Source organism: Devosia sp. 63-57 (genome assembly GCF_001899045.1).
GTDB classification, from domain to species: domain Bacteria; phylum Pseudomonadota; class Alphaproteobacteria; order Rhizobiales; family Devosiaceae; genus Devosia; species Devosia equisanguinis.
Genome location: NZ_MKUY01000004.1, coordinates 286,687 through 304,749 on the forward strand (window position 1 = coordinate 286,687; position 18,063 = coordinate 304,749).

General features: G+C 63.6%; 19 protein-coding genes. 4 read left to right on the forward strand and 15 right to left on the reverse strand.

Features of this window, described 5'->3' with window-relative positions:
* Positions 1-89 precede the first annotated feature (89 nt).
* Positions 90-1,115: a peptidoglycan -binding protein gene (locus BGO80_RS06545; protein WP_286720177.1), complete on the reverse strand. Its 1,026-nt coding sequence runs from the start codon at positions 1,113-1,115 to the stop codon at positions 90-92.
* 4 nt (positions 1,116-1,119) lie between these two features.
* Positions 1,120-2,115: a flagellar motor protein MotA gene (locus tag BGO80_RS06550; RefSeq protein ID WP_286720178.1), complete on the reverse strand. Its 996-nt coding sequence runs from the start codon at positions 2,113-2,115 to the stop codon at positions 1,120-1,122.
* Positions 2,116-2,197: 82 nt separating this feature from the next.
* Here BGO80_RS06550 and BGO80_RS06555 point away from each other — a divergent pair, with 82 nt between their 5' ends.
* Positions 2,198-3,019 (forward strand): DUF1868 domain-containing protein, encoded by an 822-nt coding sequence (locus BGO80_RS06555; RefSeq protein WP_286720181.1) that lies wholly within the window; start codon positions 2,198-2,200, stop codon positions 3,017-3,019.
* A gap of 77 nt (positions 3,020-3,096) precedes the next feature.
* Here BGO80_RS06555 and BGO80_RS06560 read toward each other — a convergent pair whose 3' ends face one another.
* The 8 genes from BGO80_RS06560 to BGO80_RS06595 form a co-directional block, all read right to left on the reverse strand.
* The gene (locus BGO80_RS06560; protein ID WP_126151909.1) at positions 3,097-3,891 is read right to left on the reverse strand and encodes an inositol monophosphatase family protein; all 795 of its coding nucleotides are present in this window, start codon (positions 3,889-3,891) and stop codon (positions 3,097-3,099) included.
* A gap of 139 nt (positions 3,892-4,030) precedes the next feature.
* Complete coding sequence (locus BGO80_RS06565) at positions 4,031-5,149, reverse strand: tetratricopeptide repeat protein (RefSeq protein WP_286720185.1); 1,119 nt, start codon at positions 5,147-5,149, stop codon at positions 4,031-4,033.
* Positions 5,146-5,751 carry a thiamine phosphate synthase gene (locus BGO80_RS06570; RefSeq protein ID WP_286720188.1) on the reverse strand — a complete coding sequence of 202 codons (606 nt, stop codon included), beginning with the start codon at positions 5,749-5,751 and terminating at the stop codon, positions 5,146-5,148. The genes BGO80_RS06565 and BGO80_RS06570 overlap by 4 nt, the downstream gene beginning before the upstream one ends.
* A gap of 177 nt (positions 5,752-5,928) precedes the next feature.
* Positions 5,929-6,957 carry a class I fructose-bisphosphate aldolase gene (locus tag BGO80_RS06575; RefSeq protein WP_286720190.1) on the reverse strand — a complete coding sequence of 343 codons (1,029 nt, stop codon included), beginning with the start codon at positions 6,955-6,957 and terminating at the stop codon, positions 5,929-5,931.
* Between the two features lie 32 nt (positions 6,958-6,989).
* Complete coding sequence (locus tag BGO80_RS19400) at positions 6,990-7,400, reverse strand: type II toxin-antitoxin system RelE/ParE family toxin (protein WP_353744198.1); 411 nt, start codon at positions 7,398-7,400, stop codon at positions 6,990-6,992.
* Positions 7,397-7,699: a type II toxin-antitoxin system RelB family antitoxin gene (gene relB / locus BGO80_RS06585; RefSeq protein ID WP_286720193.1), complete on the reverse strand. Its 303-nt coding sequence runs from the start codon at positions 7,697-7,699 to the stop codon at positions 7,397-7,399. The genes BGO80_RS19400 and relB overlap by 4 nt, the downstream gene beginning before the upstream one ends.
* Before the next feature lie 99 nt (positions 7,700-7,798).
* Positions 7,799-9,001, reverse strand: a complete 1,203-nt coding sequence (locus BGO80_RS06590; protein ID WP_286720196.1) for a phosphoglycerate kinase — start codon at positions 8,999-9,001, stop codon at positions 7,799-7,801.
* A gap of 274 nt (positions 9,002-9,275) precedes the next feature.
* Positions 9,276-10,193 carry a LysR family transcriptional regulator gene (locus tag BGO80_RS06595; protein WP_126151907.1) on the reverse strand — a complete coding sequence of 306 codons (918 nt, stop codon included), beginning with the start codon at positions 10,191-10,193 and terminating at the stop codon, positions 9,276-9,278.
* A 184-nt stretch (positions 10,194-10,377) separates the two neighbouring features.
* Between BGO80_RS06595 and BGO80_RS06600 the strand changes: the two genes are divergently transcribed.
* A complete protein-coding gene (locus BGO80_RS06600) occupies positions 10,378-11,013 on the forward strand; it encodes a glutathione S-transferase family protein (protein ID WP_164550471.1) in 636 nt (211 codons plus the stop codon).
* A gap of 455 nt (positions 11,014-11,468) precedes the next feature.
* Here the strand turns inward: BGO80_RS06600 and BGO80_RS06605 are convergent, their stop codons facing one another.
* From BGO80_RS06605 to tkt, 5 genes are all read right to left on the reverse strand, one after another.
* Entirely contained in the window at positions 11,469-12,767 is a 1,299-nt protein-coding gene (locus tag BGO80_RS06605; RefSeq protein WP_286720201.1) for a flavin-dependent oxidoreductase, read from the reverse strand.
* An 88-nt stretch (positions 12,768-12,855) separates the two neighbouring features.
* On the reverse strand, positions 12,856-13,323 hold the full coding sequence (locus BGO80_RS06610) for a DUF3237 domain-containing protein (protein ID WP_286720204.1): 468 nt from the start codon (positions 13,321-13,323) through the stop codon (positions 12,856-12,858).
* A gap of 54 nt (positions 13,324-13,377) precedes the next feature.
* Positions 13,378-13,908: a putative glycolipid-binding domain-containing protein gene (locus BGO80_RS06615; protein ID WP_286720206.1), complete on the reverse strand. Its 531-nt coding sequence runs from the start codon at positions 13,906-13,908 to the stop codon at positions 13,378-13,380.
* Between the two features lie 181 nt (positions 13,909-14,089).
* Positions 14,090-15,097 (reverse strand): type I glyceraldehyde-3-phosphate dehydrogenase, encoded by a 1,008-nt coding sequence (gene gap / locus BGO80_RS06620; RefSeq protein ID WP_286720209.1) that lies wholly within the window; start codon positions 15,095-15,097, stop codon positions 14,090-14,092.
* Between the two features lie 47 nt (positions 15,098-15,144).
* The gene (tkt, locus tag BGO80_RS06625) at positions 15,145-17,121 is read right to left on the reverse strand and encodes a transketolase (protein ID WP_286720212.1); all 1,977 of its coding nucleotides are present in this window, start codon (positions 17,119-17,121) and stop codon (positions 15,145-15,147) included.
* A gap of 218 nt (positions 17,122-17,339) precedes the next feature.
* On the opposite strand from tkt, the gene BGO80_RS06630 reads away from it, so the two are divergent.
* Both BGO80_RS06630 and BGO80_RS06635 read left to right on the forward strand, forming a co-directional pair.
* On the forward strand, positions 17,340-17,627 hold the full coding sequence (locus tag BGO80_RS06630; protein ID WP_126151919.1) for a DUF4164 family protein: 288 nt from the start codon (positions 17,340-17,342) through the stop codon (positions 17,625-17,627).
* A 4-nt stretch (positions 17,628-17,631) separates the two neighbouring features.
* Positions 17,632-18,006, forward strand: a complete 375-nt coding sequence (locus BGO80_RS06635; RefSeq protein ID WP_286720216.1) for a cell division protein ZapA — start codon at positions 17,632-17,634, stop codon at positions 18,004-18,006.
* Positions 18,007-18,063: the final 57 nt, after the last annotated feature.

Here is an 18,063-nt window from a genome sequence, read left to right on the forward strand (position 1 = left end):
GTCGGGCCCGGGGTTTCGCAGGGCTCAACCCGTGATCCACTCAAATTGCTCCACTGGAGCAATTTGGCGGCGCTGCGCGCCGTCGTGGATCACCCCTCGGTAAGCTTGAATTCTATGCGGCGGTTGCGGCGGTAGGCTTCGTCGGTGTCGGCGGGGTCGAGGGGGGCGAATTCGCCGAAGCCGGCGGCGACGAGGCGGGCCGGGGCGACGCCCTTGGAGACCAGATATTGCGCCACCGAGATGGCGCGGGCCGCCGACAGCTCCCAGTTGGAGGGGAAGCGGGCATTGGAAATCGGACGCTTGTCGGTATGGCCGTCGATGCGCAGCACCCAGTTGATATCGGGCGGAATCTCCTGCTCCAGCTGCAGGATGGCGTCGGCCAGAGCATCGAGTTCGGGGAAACCGGCAGCCGAGACATTGGCCTGGCCGGCATCGAACAGCACTTCGGACTGGAAGACGAAGCGATCGCCAACCACCCGCACATCGGCGCGGGTTTCGAGGATCTGGCGCAGGCGACCGAAGAAGTCGGAGCGATAGCGCGACAGGTCCTGCACGCGCTGGGCCAAGGCCAGATTGAGACGGCGTCCGAGATCGGCGATCTGGGTGCGGCTTTCGGCGTCGCGGCTTTCCGAGGCTTCGAGCGCCGATTCGAGTGCCGCGATCTGGGTGCGCAGTGCCGCCAATTGCTGATTGAGCAATACAACCTGGGCATTGGCCTCGTCGGAGAGGCGCTCGGCGTCGATCAGGTCCTGCTGCAATCCGGCAATGGTGCTGTCGCGATCGCCCAGGCCGGCGCCGATGCCCGAGAGCTGGGTGGTGAGCGAGGCGTTTTCAGCCTCGGCGCCGGCGAGTGTCGCCGTCAGGGTCGCCAACTGGCTGGTCAGGTCGTCGGAATTGGCGCGCTCGAGCTGCAGCAATTCGGTCAGTTCGGCGATCTGGCTGTTGAGGCGAGCCAGAGCGGTGTCGCGGCCCTGGATCTCCTGGCCGAGAAAGAACTGCGTCAGCATGAACAGGCTGAGCATGAAGATGATGACGAGCAGCAGGCTCGACAGGGCATCGACGAAACCCGGCCAGTAATTGGCTTCCTGTCGGCGGCGGGACCGGGGGAGGGCCATGCGGCTAGTCCCGACGCTCGTTGTCGGGTTCGTTGAGCATGGCCTCGATCAGATCGCGCAGGCGCTTATTGGTCTCGCCCTGTTCATTGATATATTTGCGCAGATCGTCCTGTTCGGTGCGGATGTGCTTGACCAGACCATCAATGCCGCGCGCCAGCTCGGCCATGGCGCGGATGGCGTTCTGGGAAGCATTCTGGTTCTGCATATTGGCGCCCAGCCGCTCGATGGCCGCTTGCATGTCGGCGCCGCCACCCGCCATCGAATTGGCCTGCATGGCGGTCACCGGATGGTCGAGCTCGGTCATCGAGGTCATCCAGTCCTCAAGATCGGTATAGAAGGCGTTCTGGGCCTGGCTGGTCTGCAGGTCGAGAAAGCCCAGCACCAGCGAACCGGCAAGGCCGAACAGCGAGGACGAGAAGGCGGTGCCCATGCCGCCGAGCGGGGCGGCGAGGCCTTCCTTGAGATTGCCGAACAGCGCGGCACTGTCGGCGGAGGTGACGTCGAGGGCGTTGATGACGCCGGCCACCGAGCTCACGGTCTCGAGCAGGCCGTAGAAGGTGCCCATCAGGCCCAGAAACACCAGGAGGCCGGTGAGATAGCGCGAGGTGTCCTTGGCTTCATCGAGCCGGTTGCCGACGGAATCGAGAATGGAGCGCATGGAGGAGGGCGTGATGATTGCCTCCCCGATCCGTTCGCGCAGCAGGCCGGCAACCGGGGCCAGCAAGACCGGCGGGCGGGTGGTGGGGGCGGTGCCGTCCTGGAGAGAATTGACCCATTTGACCTCCGGGAACAGGCGGAAAATCTGCCGGAAGCTGAGGAAGATGCCGACGAACAGGGCGAGGAAGATCATCGAGTTGATGAACGGGTTGGCCCAGAAGAAGGTGACGATATTGGTGAAGAGGATGGCGGCGACCAGACCCACCAGCACCAGGAAGATGACGATCTTGACCAGGTAAACGGTCGGGCTGGCCAGGTGGTAGGGATCGTATCCTTGCGACATAAGCCTTTGCCTTGCCCCTTCGCGTGCAAATCACATGCCGCAGACTAGTCAGCGCCGGAGTTCCGGGCAATGAGAAAGGTTAATGGGGGCCGGACACAAGCGCGTTCGCGCGCCGAAAGGCGGTGTCGTCATCGCAGTTTCGCATGCCGCCGCTAGAGGCGCGACAGGCAATTGCGAACAGGAGCCGCTCGATGAACGAGGCGATCGACCCCACGACCCTAGCCTATTATGCCCGGAGCCGGCAGCAGGCTATCTCGGCCGGCGCTATTCGGAAGATGGTCTGTTCCAGAGCGAGCGGGGCAATACCATTGTCTGCCATCCCGTGGCGGGATCGGCGACCGAGGCGGCGCTGCTGGCGGCGCGGCAGCGCTTCCTCAACATGCCCGATGCGCACAAATTTGCCTTCACCGCCCCGGAAAGCCTGCACATGACGCTGTTCGAGGGGGTGCTCGACCGCAATCGCGCCCTGCCATTCTGGCCGCATGACGTGGCGATCGATACGCCACTCGAGCGCATGACCGAGATTTTTCAGGCGCGGCTGGCCGGCTTCGAACCCGGTCCGCGCTTTGCCGTGGAGGTCACCGGCGCCGCTCCGATCGGCCTGCGACTGCAGGGCGCCACCGCAGAGGACCGCTACGCCATGGCCGATTGGCGCAACCGGCTGTCGGAGCTGTTGGGGCTGCGCCAGCCCAACCACGATCACTACGAGTTTCACAGCACCTTTGCCTATCCGATCGCCTGGCTGGATGATCAGGCCCTGCCGGACTGGCAGGCCATGCTGGATGCGGTGGTGACGGATCTGCGGGCGGCGGCGCCGGTACTGGAATTGCGCGCGCCCGCGCTTTGCGTCTTCGAGGACATGAACTGGTTCGAGGAAGTGCTGGTGCTCGAACCGCGGGCTTGATGGCCAACGCTTTGCCCGGCAATGAAAAACCCCCGGGGGTGCCCGAGGGTTGGAAATGCCGGCGGATGCGCCAGAGGCTACTGGATGGGCTTGAGCGTCTTGAGCAGGGCGGCCTGGATGGTCTCGTTGCCGGCGACCACCTGGCCGTTCCAGACCGAGCCGGGCTGACCGGCAAAATCGGTGACCACGCCGCCGGCTTCCTTGACCATCAGGAAGCCTGCAGCCACGTCCCAGGGCTTGAGGCCGGCTTCCCAGACGCCGTCATAGCGGCCGGCGGCCAGCCAGGCCATGTCGACGCAGATCGAGCCCGAGCGACGAATGCCGGCGACGGCGGGGTTGATGCTGGCCAGCTGGCGCAGCTGCAGGGCGTCGTTGGATGTGCCCTGGGTCTTGATGCCGGTGGTAATCACGGCGTCGGAGAGGTGACGGCGGCTGGCGACGCGCAGGCGCTTGCGGTCGGCGAGCCAGGCGCCGCCGCCCTTTTCGGCAGTGTAGAGCTCGTCCATTACCGGATTATAGATCACCGAGGCGACGATATCGTCGCCGCGCTGCAGGGCAATGGCCACTGCAAAGAGCGGGATGGAGTGGAGGAAATTGGTGGTGCCATCGAGCGGGTCGATGATCCAAGTGTGCTGACCATCGGTGCCGGCGACTTCACCCCCCTCTTCCATCAGGAAGGCATAGGTGGGGCGGGCCTTGCGCAGCTCGTCATAGACGATCTGCTCGGCGCGGATATCGGCCTTGGAAACGAAGTCGGCCGGGCCCTTGCGGGAGACCTGCAGGTTTTCGACCTCGTTGAAATCGCGCGACAAAGACTTGCCGGCCTTGATGGCGGCACTGACCATGACGTTGAGGAGGGCGGACCGCGCCATGATTATATGCTCGCTCATTGGGGCGGCGGGACCGGTCCGGCGCCGCGGCCAGGAGTGACCGGTGGCGCGGGCTCAAGAGGCTGGGGCCTGCCGCGGAATTGACGTTTGGCGGGCTTATTGCCTCAGAATAGAGCCCGGTTCAAGGGTCTTGCGGTTCTTGCTCGGCCGGAGGCGCGGCATTGGCGGCTGGATCGACCACCTGGCTCGGGGCATTTTCGGGATCGGTGGAATTGGGCAGCACCGGCCCCTGCACCTCTATCGGAGCCGTGGCTTGTGCATTTGTCTGGGTCCCCGGCGGGGCGGAGGGCCAGAAGCGTGCACGTTCCTCGGCGCGGGCCAGAGCATCATCGGGAATGGAGACGAGGAGGCGGTCGAGCGAGGGGTCGGTAAGGCCCTGGCGCCGCGCCAGAGCGCGCCACATCGCTGATTCCTCGAGGTCGAGATTGATGCCTTCACCCACGGCCAGCAGCTTGGCGTAACGGCTCTGGGCCACGGGATTGCCGGATTCGGCGGCGCGGCGATACCAGCTGACGGCCTCCTCGAGATTATGGGCAATCCCCTGGCCCAAATAGAGCAGGGTGGCGTAATCGACCTGGGCCGCGGTCAGCCCCTGGGCCGCGGCGAGGCCAATATAGCGGGCGCCTTCCGCCTGGTCGGGCACGACGCCGGCCCCCTCGATCAGCATGGAGCCGTAATCATATTGCGCTTCGGGCAGTTCGGCGTCGGCGGCTTCCTTCATCAGGGCGGCGGCCGTGGTGAGGCTGGGATCGGCATAAATGCCTTCCACATGCAGCAAAGCGAGATTGTACTTGGCCGGGATATAGCCGGCCTCGGCAGCCTGGCGGAACAGGGCAGCGGCGCGCTCGCGGTTCTTGGGGACGCCGACGCCATCCTGGTAGAGCATGCCCAATTCGAAGGTGGCGAGACGATCGCCATTATTGGAGGCGAGCTGATACCAGCCGGCAGCGCGTTCGGCATTCTGCGCCACGCCCAGGCCCTTGGAATAGATCTCGGCGATCAGCGTCTGGGCCGCGGCATCGCCTTTTTCGGCGCGCGGCAGGGCCAGCTCGAACGCAGTGAGGAAATAGCCGCGCTGGAAGGCGCCGAAGGCGTAATCGGCCGGCTGGCGGGGGCCGAACACCGCGTCACTGACGGCTTCGGCATTTTCGGTCTGCGCCAGGACCGGGGTGGCGAGCGCCATTGCCGGCATGGCGAGGCCCAGCAGGGCCAATGGCAGGAGCTGACGCAGGGTGATCATGCAGGCTCCCGGAGTGCGCGGTCGAAGGCGGCAAGAGCGGCGGCCGGGTCGGCAGCGCTCCAGACGAGATCGGACAAGGCGACGAATTCTGCGGGATTGCCGGCGACGCTGTCGGGGCTGGCGGCTGGATCGATATGGACGGCGGGCACTTCGAAGGTCTCGGTCCACCATTGCGCCAGGTCGGCCGCCTGCGGGTCGGCTTTGCCGTCGAGGGCGCCGAACATCACATAGTCGACATCGAGTTCGCCAAAACTCATGGCGTCGTGGCGCGAGCCGATATTGCCGACACCGACAATGCCGTCTGGTTTGAGGGCGGACACCGCCTCCCGGATGGCCTTGGTGCCACCAGTGGTGATGTGCACGCCATCAGCGCCGAGGCGCCGGGCCAGGGCCACGTCGTCTTCCACCAGCACCGCGGCGCCGGCCGCTTGGCCGATCTGCACCAGGCGCTCGACGAGGGCCGCATAGGCCGTTTCGTCCTGGGTGCCGCGCCGGACCAGGATTGCTGAAACCGCCGGGCCGGAGAGCACGGCCATGAGCTGGCGCGCAAAGGCTGCCGGTTCGGGAGCGGGAGGAGTGATCAGATAAAGCTGCGGCGCCATGGCGTTCCCGAGGTGTAAGCGAATGCTCCCTATTCGGCCTTTTTGGCAAGAAAGGGACAAAACCAATAGGGGCGGGAGGGAGCTGGCGCAATGGGGCGGAAAGGATCTGCCAAAAAGCGAGACGCGCATTCCGGGGGAAATGCGCGTCTGCCGTGACGTTGGGAGCGTCAACGGAAATCAGGCTGCCTTGTCGAGATCGCCGGACCATTCGCCCAGGGCGGCCAGCGAATTCATATGGGCGCGGTGGGCGAAGGCGGCGCGGGCAGCGCTGAAATTCTCGCGGCGGCCGGCCCAGGTGCGCAGCGCCACATTCTGCAAGGCGCGGCCATAGGAGAAGGTCAGCGGCCATGGTTTTCCCGAAATGCGGTTCATGGCCGAGAGGTGGGCGGTGGCTTCCTCATCGGTCTGGCCGCCGGAGAGGAAGGCGATGCCGGGGACGGCGGCCGGGACGTGTTCCTTGAGCACTTCGACGGTGCGGCGGGCCACTTCCTCGATGCTGGGGCGGTCGCGGGAATTGACGCCCGGCAGCACCATATTGGGCTTGAGCAGCATGCCGGCGAGATCGACACCGGCCAGCCGCAGTTCCTTGAACGTGGCCTCCAGCACGTCGCCCGTGACCTGGGCGCAGCGCTCGAGCGAGTGATTGCCGGGATCGCCGTCGCCGACAACTTCGGGCTCGACCACCGGCACGATGCCGGCTTCCTGGCAGAGGATGGCATAGCGCGCCAGGGCATGGGCATTGGCGCGGATATTGTTGCGGGTGGGGGCTACGTCGTTGATGGTGATGACGGCGCGCCATTTGGCGAAGCCGGCGCCGAGTTCGGCATAATGGGCGAGGCGCTGGCGCAGGCCATCAAGGCCCTCGGTGATCTTTTCGCCGGTTTCCCCCGGCATGGGGAAGGCGCCGCGATCGACCTTGATGCCGGGAATAGTGTCGGCATCGGCGAGAATGGCGCGGAACGGGGTGCCGTCGGCGGCTTCCTGCTTGAGCGTCTCTTCGGTCAGGATGACGCCGGAAACATAGTTGCGCATCGCGTCCGAGGCGCCGAACAACATTTCGCGGTAGTCGCGGCGCAGATCGATCGTGTTGGGAAGGTTGATCTTGGCAAAGCGCTTGGCAATCGTGCCTTCGGATTCATCGGCTGCCAGGATGCCCTGACCCGGTGTCATGAGCTTCTGGGCGATCGCATTGAGCGATTTGGACATCGTCTTCCCCTCGGAACTGCATTGGCCCGATACTAGACTTTGGTCAGCGCGCTTTCGATTAGACCTGTGGTTATTAGACGAAAGGACGAAAAGGCGGTGGGGAACTTTTCGGTCGGGGTCGGCTCCACGTTGGGGCTGGTGCGGTCAGTTTTCCGGCGAGTCTTCGTCCGGAGGCCATTCTGGGCCGTGTGCAGCACTCGGATAATCTCGGTTGTCTCCTGGCTGGCGCTGTAGACAATGAGGTAGCGGGTGCCGGGAATAACGAGCTCACGTGTATTGGATATCCGGCCTTCCCGTCCGCTGCCGGGAAAATCCAGCAATTGCCGTGCACATGATGCGATCCGGTCATCGAGCGCTTCTGCCGCTGCGATGTTGTCAGTGGCGATGTAGAGAAAGATCGCACGCCGATCCTCTTCAGCGAACGGGCGCCAGAGAAGCTTCATTCCTTTCCGGCCATACGGCGGGTTTCGGCTCTCAGCTTGGCGAAGCGTGCCTCTACCTCTTCATGGGGAATACTGGGCCGTGGATCGTCCAGCGCTTCCTGCACCTTGGCGCGAAACCAGCGGTCGTAGTCTTCCGGAGAGGTCGTGAGCCCGGCCGGGAGGGCGCCTTCATTGGCGACCTTGGTGAGAAGAATGCGCACGGCGTCGGATACGGACAGGCCCATGCTGGCCAGAACGGCCGTTGCGCGATCCTTGATTTCCGGCTCGATGCGCGCCTGGACCAGGGAACTTGCAGCCATGATTGCCTCCTGTCATGCATTTGCATGACAAAAATGAACCTCGCAGCTGCAAAGGTCAAGCGGCGCGATTTTGGTCGCGCCGCTGTGAGAAGGTAATCGTTATTTCTTCAGCGCTTCGACGCCGGGGAGGGGCTTGCCTTCCATCCATTCGAGGAAGGCGCCGCCGGCGGTCGAGACATAGGTGAGCTTGTCCTTGACGCCGGCATGGGCCAGGGCGCTGACGGTGTCGCCGCCACCGGCCACCGAGACCAGGTGGCCATCATGGGTGCGCTTGGCGACATGCTTGGCGATGGCGACGGTGCCGGCATCGAAGGGCTCCATCTCGAAGGCGCCGACCGGGCCGTTCCAGACCACGGTATGCGCATCGTCGATGGCGGCGTTGATGCGCTCGATGGAGGACGGGCCGATATCCAGAATCATGCCATCTGGGTCGACCGCGTCGACGCCATAGAGGCGGGTGGGCGAATTGGCCTTGAAGTGCCAGGAGACCACGGCATCGATGGGCAGGATGATGGCGCAATTGGCCTTTTCGGCCTTGTCCATGATGCGGCGCGCGGTGTCCGCGAGGTCCTTTTCGCACAGCGACTTGCCGACGCCATGGCCCTGGGCGAAGAGGAAGGTATTGGCCATGCCCCCGCCGATGACGAGGCCATCGACCTTGGTGACCAGGTTTTCTAGAAGGTCGATCTTGGAGGACACTTTTGCGCCGCCGACAATGGCGACCACCGGCTTTTTGGGCTTGCCGAGACCGGCTTCGAGCGCCTTGAGTTCGGCTTCCATGGCGAGGCCGGCGGCGGCGGGCAGCAGATGCGCCAGCGCTTCGGTGGAGGCATGGGCGCGGTGGGCGGCGGAGAAGGCGTCGTTGACATAGACATCGCCGAGGCTGGCCATGCGCTTGGCCAGTTCGACGTCGTTTTCCTCTTCGCCGGGATGGAAACGGGTGTTTTCCATGACCAGCACCGAGCCCTCGGGAGCCTCGTCGATGGCGGCCCTGGCGGCGGAAACATCGACCCAGTCGGTGGCGACGAAGCCGACGGGGTGGCCGGTCTCATTGGCGACGGCCTCGCAGACCTGCTCGAGCGAGAATTCGGGGTTCACCTTGCCCTTGGGGCGGCCGAAATGGCTGAGGAGAATGGCCTTGCCGTCCTTCTTGACGATTTCGCGGATGGTGGGCACCAGGCGCTCGATGCGGGTGGCGTCGGTCACCTTGCCATCGGCCACGGGCACGTTGAGATCGGCGCGCAGCAGCACGCGCTTGCCGGTGAGGTCGAGTTCGTCGAGGGTCTTGAAAGTCGCGCTCATCGGGCAGTCTCCGCAGGCAGGTGGTGTTTGGCCGTGGGTTAGCAGAGTGGCACGAAAGCCGGAAGCCGGGGAACGAAAAATCTGCGCCGCCGGGCCCCAGGCGCGCGGAAACGCCGCGCGGTCACTCGGCGTCGGGTGCAGTGGGGTTGGTGGCGACCCCAATTCGGACGTTCAACACGGGCATTCGACCATCCGCAGCGGTCGTGACATATGCTGCAATATAGGCGGCCCGTATCTATCAGCAGGCTGGTAGGTTCATTGGCGGACTTTTTCTTTAGCTGAGAATGTCGACGATGAGACCGCGAAGCCACTGATGCGCAGGGTCCGTGTCGTAGGACGCGTGCCACAACATCGATACCTCAATGTTCGGCAGTTGCAGCGGCGGTGACTTCGCATTCAGGCCAAATTCGGTGGCGAATATGCCCGCCGCCGGCTGCACGCAAGTCGAGATCATCGGCCCGGACTTCAGCAGATAGGGCACCGAGATGAAATGTTCCGTGGTCACCCCAACCTTTCGGCTTCGACCAATTGCGGCCAAGGCGTCGTCGACCACGCCATGTGGCTTGGTGGTGATCGATCCCAGCAGGACATGTGGATAGGCTAGATAGTCTTCCAAAGTGAAATCGCCGGCAATTGGCACTTGAGTCCCGTCGAACAGGCAAAGATAGTTGGCCTTGAAAAGCCCGCGACGTTTGTGATGCATGCCACCCTGGTTGAACTCGCCCACGGCCAGGTGCAACTCGTCCCCATCGATCTGGTCCAACGCCTGGAACCGATCGGTCCGCCTTGCACGCAGAATAATGCCCGGGGCGATCTTTTGAGCCACTGCGAGCAGCTTTGGCAAAAGCACCAGCTCGATGCTGTCTGGCATGCCGATGAAGAATGTGCGGCTTGCCGAAATCGGGTCGAACGGCTGGTGCTTCAGCAATATTTGTTGAGCCGCAGCGAGGGCGTTCCGCACCGGGCCGATCAGAGCCTTGGCGCGCGGAGTGGGCAGCATTCCCTCCGGCATGCGCGTAAAAAGCTCGTCCTCCATCAACACGCGCAACCGCGAAAGAGCGTGGCTCATAGCCGATTGGCCAATGCCCACACGCCGGGCAGCACGGGTCACACTGCCTTCAATTGCAAGCGCGTCAAACGCAATCAGCAGGTTGAGATCAAGTCTGCCAAGATTAACGTGATCGATAGTCATAATCGAGCCAATCGATTGGATTAATGATGCAACATCTCCTATCCCTATTGCATCAGATGTCGCAAGCGCTGACGTCCAAGGAGAAATTAGATGAAAGCTCGCCTCACCCTCAGCCTCGCCATGATCCTATGCGGCGGTGCATTCAATGTCCTTCTTTTGGTCTCGAGATAGAGAGCCGCTTGCCGTGACGATAACGTTCTTTCATATGCAGCCCGGCCCGTTCGCAGAACGGTGTCTGATGGCCTTACGATTGAAGGGCATTGGCTTCGAAGAAGTCATCCTCGACCCAACCTTGGGTCAGAACCGGACACCGGAATTTCTCTCGCTGAACCCCCGCGGCACACTGCCTGTGCTTCAAGACGGCAGTGTCGTGGTGCGGGAGTCGCAGGCGATCATGTTCTATCTCGATAAGGCCTATTCGGAGCCTCCATTGTTCGGCACCACGCCGAAGGAAGCTGGAGCCATCATGCAGGCCATTTGGGACCAGACGTCCTATATCGAGCCGCTGCTCAAAAGCATCATCGGGCCGTTGGTGTTCGGCAAAGGCGATTTAAGTGCCGTTGATGCAGTGGAGCAGAAGCTGGTCACCGAACTCGAAGCCCTCGATCGCGTGCTGGCACTGACGGGTTGGATCGTCGGCAACGCGATATCTGCCGCTGACCTTAGCCTTTACCCATTGCTTTTCGCGGTTCGCGCCAGCCTGCGAGAGCCAGCTGCCCGCAATCGCTGCCAAGCAGTGCTCACTGCGCTGGATCAGCTACCCAATCTGCGTTCGTGGCTTCAAGCCATCGCGAAAATAGATGGCGCTGCAATAGAGTAATCCCTGTCCATGTATTGCGGACCGCCGGCAGGGTGCGCCGATCCGGTTGTGCATCGCCGTCCGTCATGTCCGGCAAGGGATTGGCATAGGAACGTCGCACCCGGAGAGTTCACCCGCTATTTCCTATTGACCGTCGGATGGGCCAGAATCCTTGCGCCACGATTGCCCGCAAGGCCGGGCCTGCCTTGTCCATGCCTCGGGTCGGGCCCGAGGGCGGTGGCTGGTGGGTGGGAGGGCTATCGCATATGGGTTTGAGCGTGCTGCACACCCCCACCCAACCTCCCCCTAAAGAAGGGGGAGGGGCCGCGTCGCGTGCCGGGGCAGATGTTGCCAAAACGCAGCTCGGACTCCCTACCCTTGCGTGGAGGGCTGGGGGGCGAGAGCCCGTGGCCGGTTATCAAACCGCCCACTAAACGCGGACGGCGAGCGGGAGCCGAGGTATCGGCGCCCTTCTGCTACGCCTCCACCGGTGCCCTTAGCGTCGCGCCTTGGGGGATGGTGTCGGGGCCGGTGTTGAGCTGGTCGATGGCAAAGCCGGCGGCGGCTTTGTAGCGGGCCATGAAGTCGTTGCGCTCGGCGGCGGGGACGACGTCGTCGATATCAGCGAATTGCCCGCCGCAGCGGTCGTTGACGATGTTGAGCAGGCCAAACGGGCCGGCGCCGCGATTGCGTAGCACCAGCTCGGAGACGGGGCCGCAATATGCCTGGTCATAGGCACGCAGCGCGGCCTGGGTGACGCCGTGTTCGAGCATGGCGACGCCGAGATGGCGGGCGTCCATGATGGCCTGGCTCGCGCCATTGGAGCCGGTGGGATACATGGCATGGGCGGCATCGCCCATCAGCGCCACCGGACCATCCTGCCAGGTAGGGACGGGGTCGCGATCGATCATGGGGTTTTCATAGGCGACATCGGAGCGGCGCAGCAGATCGGGCACGTCGAGCCAGTCATAGGTCCAGCCGTCGAAATGATGGGCGAATTCATCCACGGTGACCGGGCGGAACCAGCCGCTGGAATAGCGGCCGTCATTCTTGTCGACCGTGACCTCGGCGATCCAGTTGATCATGGCGAGGCCGGTTTCGGGATCGGGCTTTGAGATCGGATAAAAGACCATGCGGTGGCGATGGGTGCCGAGGCCGACAAAGGAGGCGCCCGAACGGATGGGCTTTGCCTGGGTGGTGCCGCGCCACATGATGGCGCCGCCCCAATGGATCGGCGGCTGCTCGGGATGCATGGTGGCGCGGACGGCCGAATGGATGCCGTCGCCGGCGATGAGCAGAGTGGCGCGGTGGCGCAATTGCGTGCCGTCGGCGCGCTGGATCAGGGCGGTGACGCTACCATCGTCATGGCGCTCATAGCCGGTGACCTTGTGGCCGAGTTTGACCACGTTCGGCCCGGCCCGCTCGAGCAGCACCTTGTGCAGCAGCATGTGGAAACGGCCGCGATGCACCGCATATTGCGGCCATTTGTAACCGGCGAGCAGCCCGCGCGGCTCGGAATAGATGTCGTTGCCATTGAGGCCCACCAGCGCCCATTCGCGCGCCTCGACGCCCACCTGATCCATCAGGGCGGCACCGATCCCCATGGCGTAGAGCTCGCGCACGGCATTGGGCTGGATATTGATGCCGACCCCCAGCGGGGCGAGTTCGCGGACCGATTCATAGACGGTGAAGGGGACGCCGATCTGCTGCAGGGTCAGCGCCGTGGCCAGCCCGCCGATGCCGCCGCCGGCAATGATCACATGTGGTTCGGACACGTTTCCCCGCTCTGCTCGTTTTCTCGGCGTCGGTCATAGACGAGCCTGGATGGCCAGCGCAATGGCTCCAAGGCTGTGGCTTGCGCCTCTATTCGACCGAATAGATGTCGATCTGCACCCCCGTCGGCGTCTTGGCGCCGGTGCCGACAAAGACCAGGCTGTTGACGAAGCTATAGTCGGGGTGGCCGGTTTCGAGGCGGATGGTGGAGCGCATGTAATAGGCCTCGGGGGGGACGGCCTCGCCTGAAACGAGGCTTTTCATGATGGTTTCCGGGCCGTGACGAAAGCCCTGGTCGATGATTTCGACGATGGCGCCGTCATGGGTTTCGATGGCGTAGCGGGCATCGAGAATGGCGACGCCTTCGTGGTTGACGGTGAGCCAGTCGGCGCCGCCGGGCAGGATGCGGCCATGGAGGCGCGGGCCACTGACCTCGCCGCCGGCAATGGTGACGATGCGGCGCTGGCCCAGCCGAGCCAGGCCCAGCGGGCGCATGTGGCCCGCCTCTACCAAGAGAGTGCAGAAGGGGCGCAGCACGGGGGCGTTCAGGGCGAGCATGGGAGTCCTCCAACCGATTGCGGTGGGCACGCTAATGGCTAGTGTGCGGCGCGGCTAGCGCTGGCGGGCAAAAAGCCCGGGATAGTCGGTGACAATGCCATCCTCGTCGACCTCGAGCACGGCTTCGAAATCGGCGGACTGGTAGCGGAAATGGCTGGGATCGAGGCGGGTATAGATCTGTTCGGAGCGCTGATAGGAGAGGTCGGTGGCGTCGATCCAGGCCATGGCGAAGCGGGTGGGCTGATCGGTCCAGTCGTGGCGCCAGATGGGCAGAGCATTGGTGAGCGGGGTGGGCCAGATATCGACGTCGATGCAGCCGCGCAGCGCCGGAATGGGCTCGGCGCGGTCATCGGACCAGCTACCGGCGCCATCGGAGAAAAGCTCGATACCCCTGCCGTCTGCACGCTCGATTTTCACCGTGCGCGTATGGCCATTTTCGTCGAGCTTGATGCGGTAGAAGAGGCCAAAATCCGGGCCGATGATAGCGCCGCGAATGCGGGTGTCGCGGCTATTGGCGATGATATGGGCGTGCTCGAGCGTGTCGAGGTCAAGGCCGCGCCAGCGGATGGATCGGTTGAGGGTCATGGTTGTGCTCCAGCCAAGTGCACGATGGCGCAAGTTACAGTCGCTGTCACCGGGGCTGTTCTCCCCCTCACAGACTCGGCTGCGCCGAGCCACCTCTCCCCGAGGGGGAGAGGAATAGAGGGTGCGTCCAACAAAAAGGGCGCCCCGGAGGACGCCCTTTTCAAACTTTGAATCGAAAGCCTTAGAGCGTCTTGCTCAGGGCGACGGCGGTGTCGGCCATGCGGTTGGAGAAGCCCCATTCATTGTCGTACCAGGACAGCACCGACACGAAATTGCCGCCCATCACCTTGGTCTGGTCGAGAGCCATGGTGGAGGAGTGCGGATCGTGGTTGAAGTCGATCGAGACGTTGGGCTGGGTGGTGTAGCCCAGCACGCCCTTGAGCTCGCCATCGGCATATTTCCGGACGGCAGCGTTGATCTCTTCGGCGGTCACGTCGCGCTTGGCGATGAACTTGAAGTCCACGCAGGACACGTTCGGGGTCGGCACACGCACCGAGACGCCATCCAGCTTGCCCTTGAGCTCGGGGAGGACGAGGCCAATGGCCTTGGCCGCGCCGGTCGAGGTCGGGATCTGCGAAAGCGCAGCCGCGCGGCCGCGATAGAGATCCTTGTGCATGGTGTCGAGGGTCGGCTGGTCACCGGTATAGGAATGGATGGTGGTCATCATTCCCTTTTCGATGCCGAATTCCTTGTGCAGCACATAGGCCAGCGGGGCCAGGCAGTTGGTGGTGCAGGAGGCGTTGGAGATCACCACGTCGTCCTTGGTGAGGGACTGGTGGTTGATGCCGAAGACGATGGTCTTGTCGGCGCCGTCGCCGGGAGCGGAGATGATCACCTTCTTGGCGCCGGCCTTGAGATGGGCCGAGGCTTTTTCCTTGGAGGTGAAGATGCCGGTGCATTCGAGCGCGATGTCGATGCCCATGGCGGCGTGCGGCAGGTTGGCAGGATCGCGTTCTGCGGTCACCTTGATCGGGCCGCGGCCTACATCGATGGTGTCGCCGGAAACGGTCACGGTGTGCGGGAAACGGCCATGGACGCTGTCGAAGCGCAGCAGATGCGCATTGGTTTCGACCGGGCCGAGATCGTTGATGGCAACGACTTCGATATCGGTACGACCGGATTCGATGATGGCGCGCAGGATGTTGCGGCCGATGCGGCCAAAGCCATTGATGGCGACGCGAACTGCCATGTTAGACGCTCCTAACGGGAGGGAAGACAAAGGGAGGCGCGGCTCTCTTACAACTGACTGGTGACGGCTTCAACAACGGCCTTCGGCGTAATGCCAAAGTGGGCATAGAGTGCGTCAATCGGACCCGAGGCGCCGAAGGAGTGCATGCCCACGAACTTGCCCTTGTCGCCGAGCAGCTTGTTCCAGCTCATCTCGATACCGGCTTCCACCGCAACACGGGCCTTGGCCTTGCCGATAACCTCGGCCTTGTAGGCGTCGGACTGCTTGGCGAAGAGCTCCATGGAGGGGACCGAGACGACGCGGGCGGAAATGCCCTTTTCGGTCAGTTCCTTCTGGGCCTCGACGGCAATGGCGACTTCCGAGCCGGTGGCGAAGATCACCGCATCGGCATCGGCGGGGCCGACCAGGGTGTAGGCGCCCTTGGCCGACTTGTTCTCTGCCGAATATTCGGTGCGCACGGCCGGCAGGTTCTGGCGGCTGAGAGCCAGGATCGAGGGGGTCTTTGCCGCCATCATGGCCAGTTCCCAGCACTCGGCGGTTTCCATGGCATCGGCCGGACGGAAGACGTTGAGATTGGGAATGGCGCGCAGGGCGGTCAGGTGCTCGACCGGCTGGTGGGTCGGGCCGTCTTCGCCGAGACCAATGGAGTCATGGGTCATGACGAAGATGGAGCGGATTTCCATCAGCGCGGCGAGGCGGATGGCCGGGCGGGCATAGTCGGTAAAGACCATAAAGGTGCCGCCATAGGGGATGAGGCCGCCATGCAGGGTGACGCCATTCATAGCGGCGCCCATTTCATGCTCGCGAATGCCGTACATCATGTAATTGCCGGCATGATTGTCGGCCTGGAACGGCACGGTGTCGGGCGTGTTGGTCAGGTTGGAATGGGTGAGGTCGGCCGAGCCGGCGAGAATTTCCGGAACGGTCTTGGTGATGACTTCGAGCGCCATCTGGCTGGCCTTGCGGCTGGCGACCTTCGGCTTGTCCTCGGCCAGCTTCTTCTTATAGGCGGTGAAGGCGTCGGCGAAGCCGGATGGCAGCGTGCCGGACATGCGGCGGGTGAACTCGTCCTTCTTGTCGGACTTGGCGAGACGGGCCTCCCATTCGCCGCGCAGGTTCTGGCTGCGGGTGCCGGCAGCGCGCCAGGCTTCGAGAATATGCGAGGGGATTTCAAAGGCCGGGTAGTCGATGCCGAGCGCGGCCTTGGCGCCGGCCAGTTCCTCGGCGCCGAGCGGGGCGCCATGGACCTTTTCGGTGCCGGCCTTCTTGGGCGCGCCGAAACCGATGGTTGTCTTGGCGGCGATCAGGGTCGGCTTGTCGGTCGAAGCCTTGGCTTCGAGCAGGGCCTTTTCGATGGCATCCTGGTCATGACCGTCGATCTCGATAGTGTTCCAGCCGACAGCCTTGAAGCGGGCGATCTGATCGGTCGAGTCGGCATTGGAAACCTTGCCGTCGATGGTGATGTTATTGTTGTCCCAGATGACGATCAGCTTGTTGAGCTTGAGGTGACCGGCCAGGGAAATTGCTTCCTGGGAAATGCCTTCCATCAGGCACCCGTCACCGGCCAACACAAAGGTGTGGTGGTCGACGATGTCGGAGCCGAATTCTGCGGCGAGCTTGGCTTCGGCGACGGCGAAACCGACCGAATTGCCAAGGCCGGCGCCCAGCGGACCGGTCGTGGTTTCGATGCCGGTGGCATGACCATATTCGGGATGGCCGGCAGTCTTGGCGCCGAGCTGGCGGAAATTCTTGACCTGGTCGATGGTCATGTCCTCGTAGCCCAAGAGGTAGAGCGAGGAATAGAGCAGCATCGAGCCGTGGCCGGCCGAGAGGATGAAGCGGTCGCGATCAGCCCAATGGGGGTTCGCGGGATCGAATTTCATCACCTTGGTAAAGAGCACTGTGGCGATGTCGGCGCAGCCCATGGGCAGGCCGGGATGGCCGGAATTGGCTTTCTCCACCGCGTCCATGGACAGGGACCGGATCGCATTGGCCAATTCGTTCTGCTGGGTGGTATTCGTCATCGGGAGGACCGCTCTCTAAAGAAGGCTTGAATTCGTGGGAGCGGCGGCGCTGCCGGCCTCCTCCCAAAGGCGGGTTGAGGCATAACAGGTTCGGTCCCGCTGTCAATGTCATCTCCCGCATTCCCGGGGCATTGCGCGGGGTGGATGGTTGCATTGACGGCCCGGCTGGGGCAGGTTTGGTGGGCCGGAATCGCCGCGTATCGAGGGCAGTAGTGGCCATGAGTGAGACGGAACATGAAGAGGGGCTGGTCTCCGCCACAGCCCGGTTCGACCGGGCGATGGCGCGACTGGAGGCGAGCCTGCGCGACCTGACCGGCCGTATCCAGCGCCATCAGCGCATCGAGGTGGATACCCAGCGCCTGGTGCATGAGCGGGCCCGGCTGGCCACCGAGCTCGACAAGACCGCTGCGCGCGCCAAGCGCCTCGACGATGGCGCCCAAGAAGTGTCGCGCCGGCTGGTCGATGCCATGGAAAGCGTGCGCGCAGTGCTGCAGAAGGCGGAGTAGGCCGGTGCCTGAAGTCAATGTCGAGATCAATGGCCGCAAATATCGCATGGCCTGCGAAGATGGCCAGCAGAAGCATTTGATCGGGCTGGCCGAGCGCTTCAACCGCAATGTGGAGCAGCTCAAGGGCGCCGTCGGCGAGATCGGCGACAACCGGCTGACGGTGATGGCTGGGATCGCGGTGCTGGACGAATTGAGCGAAGCCGAACGGCGCATCGCTGCGCTGGAACGCGACGTGCTGGAGCTGACCCGCGCCGGGCAGGATATTGCTGTCGAGCTCGAAAATACCGAGGCTCAGTTCGCCGCCAAGCTGGCGGAAGCCGCGCGGGTGATCGAGAGCGTGGCCGGTGTGCTGGACGAAACGGCGCCGCTGAAGAGCTGAGGGGCGTGGGAGCCGCGCTTAGAGCGTTTCAAGTTCTGGTTGATGCGGCTTCATCGC

Bases quoted from the DNA above. Each gene is read 5' to 3' on its own strand.
- BGO80_RS06570 (WP_286720188.1), bottom strand. From the start codon at position 5,751: ATGGCGCCGCAGCTTTATCTGATCACTCCTCCCGCTCCCGAACCGGCA.
- BGO80_RS06630 (WP_126151919.1), top strand. From the start codon at position 17,340: ATGAGTGAGACGGAACATGAAGAGGGGCTGGTCTCCGCCACAGCCCGG.
- BGO80_RS06565 (WP_286720185.1), bottom strand. From the start codon at position 5,149: ATGATCACCCTGCGTCAGCTCCTGCCATTGGCCCTGCTGGGCCTCGCC.
- BGO80_RS06590 (WP_286720196.1), bottom strand. From the start codon at position 9,001: ATGAGCGCGACTTTCAAGACCCTCGACGAACTCGACCTCACCGGCAAG.
- BGO80_RS06550 (WP_286720178.1), bottom strand. From the start codon at position 2,115: ATGTCGCAAGGATACGATCCCTACCACCTGGCCAGCCCGACCGTTTAC.
- BGO80_RS06545 (WP_286720177.1), bottom strand. From the start codon at position 1,115: ATGGCCCTCCCCCGGTCCCGCCGCCGACAGGAAGCCAATTACTGGCCG.
- BGO80_RS06555 (WP_286720181.1), top strand. From the start codon at position 2,198: ATGGGGGCCGGACACAAGCGCGTTCGCGCGCCGAAAGGCGGTGTCGTC.
- gap (WP_286720209.1), bottom strand. From the start codon at position 15,097: ATGGCAGTTCGCGTCGCCATCAATGGCTTTGGCCGCATCGGCCGCAAC.
- relB (WP_286720193.1), bottom strand. From the start codon at position 7,699: ATGGCTGCAAGTTCCCTGGTCCAGGCGCGCATCGAGCCGGAAATCAAG.
- tkt (WP_286720212.1), bottom strand. From the start codon at position 17,121: ATGACGAATACCACCCAGCAGAACGAATTGGCCAATGCGATCCGGTCC.
- BGO80_RS06595 (WP_126151907.1), bottom strand. From the start codon at position 10,193: ATGACTATCGATCACGTTAATCTTGGCAGACTTGATCTCAACCTGCTG.
- BGO80_RS06560 (WP_126151909.1), bottom strand. From the start codon at position 3,891: ATGGCGCGGTCCGCCCTCCTCAACGTCATGGTCAGTGCCGCCATCAAG.
- BGO80_RS06575 (WP_286720190.1), bottom strand. From the start codon at position 6,957: ATGTCCAAATCGCTCAATGCGATCGCCCAGAAGCTCATGACACCGGGT.
- BGO80_RS06610 (WP_286720204.1), bottom strand. From the start codon at position 13,323: ATGCTCGCCCTGAACGCCCCCGTGCTGCGCCCCTTCTGCACTCTCTTG.
- BGO80_RS06615 (WP_286720206.1), bottom strand. From the start codon at position 13,908: ATGACCCTCAACCGATCCATCCGCTGGCGCGGCCTTGACCTCGACACG.
- BGO80_RS19400 (WP_353744198.1), bottom strand. From the start codon at position 7,400: ATGAAGCTTCTCTGGCGCCCGTTCGCTGAAGAGGATCGGCGTGCGATC.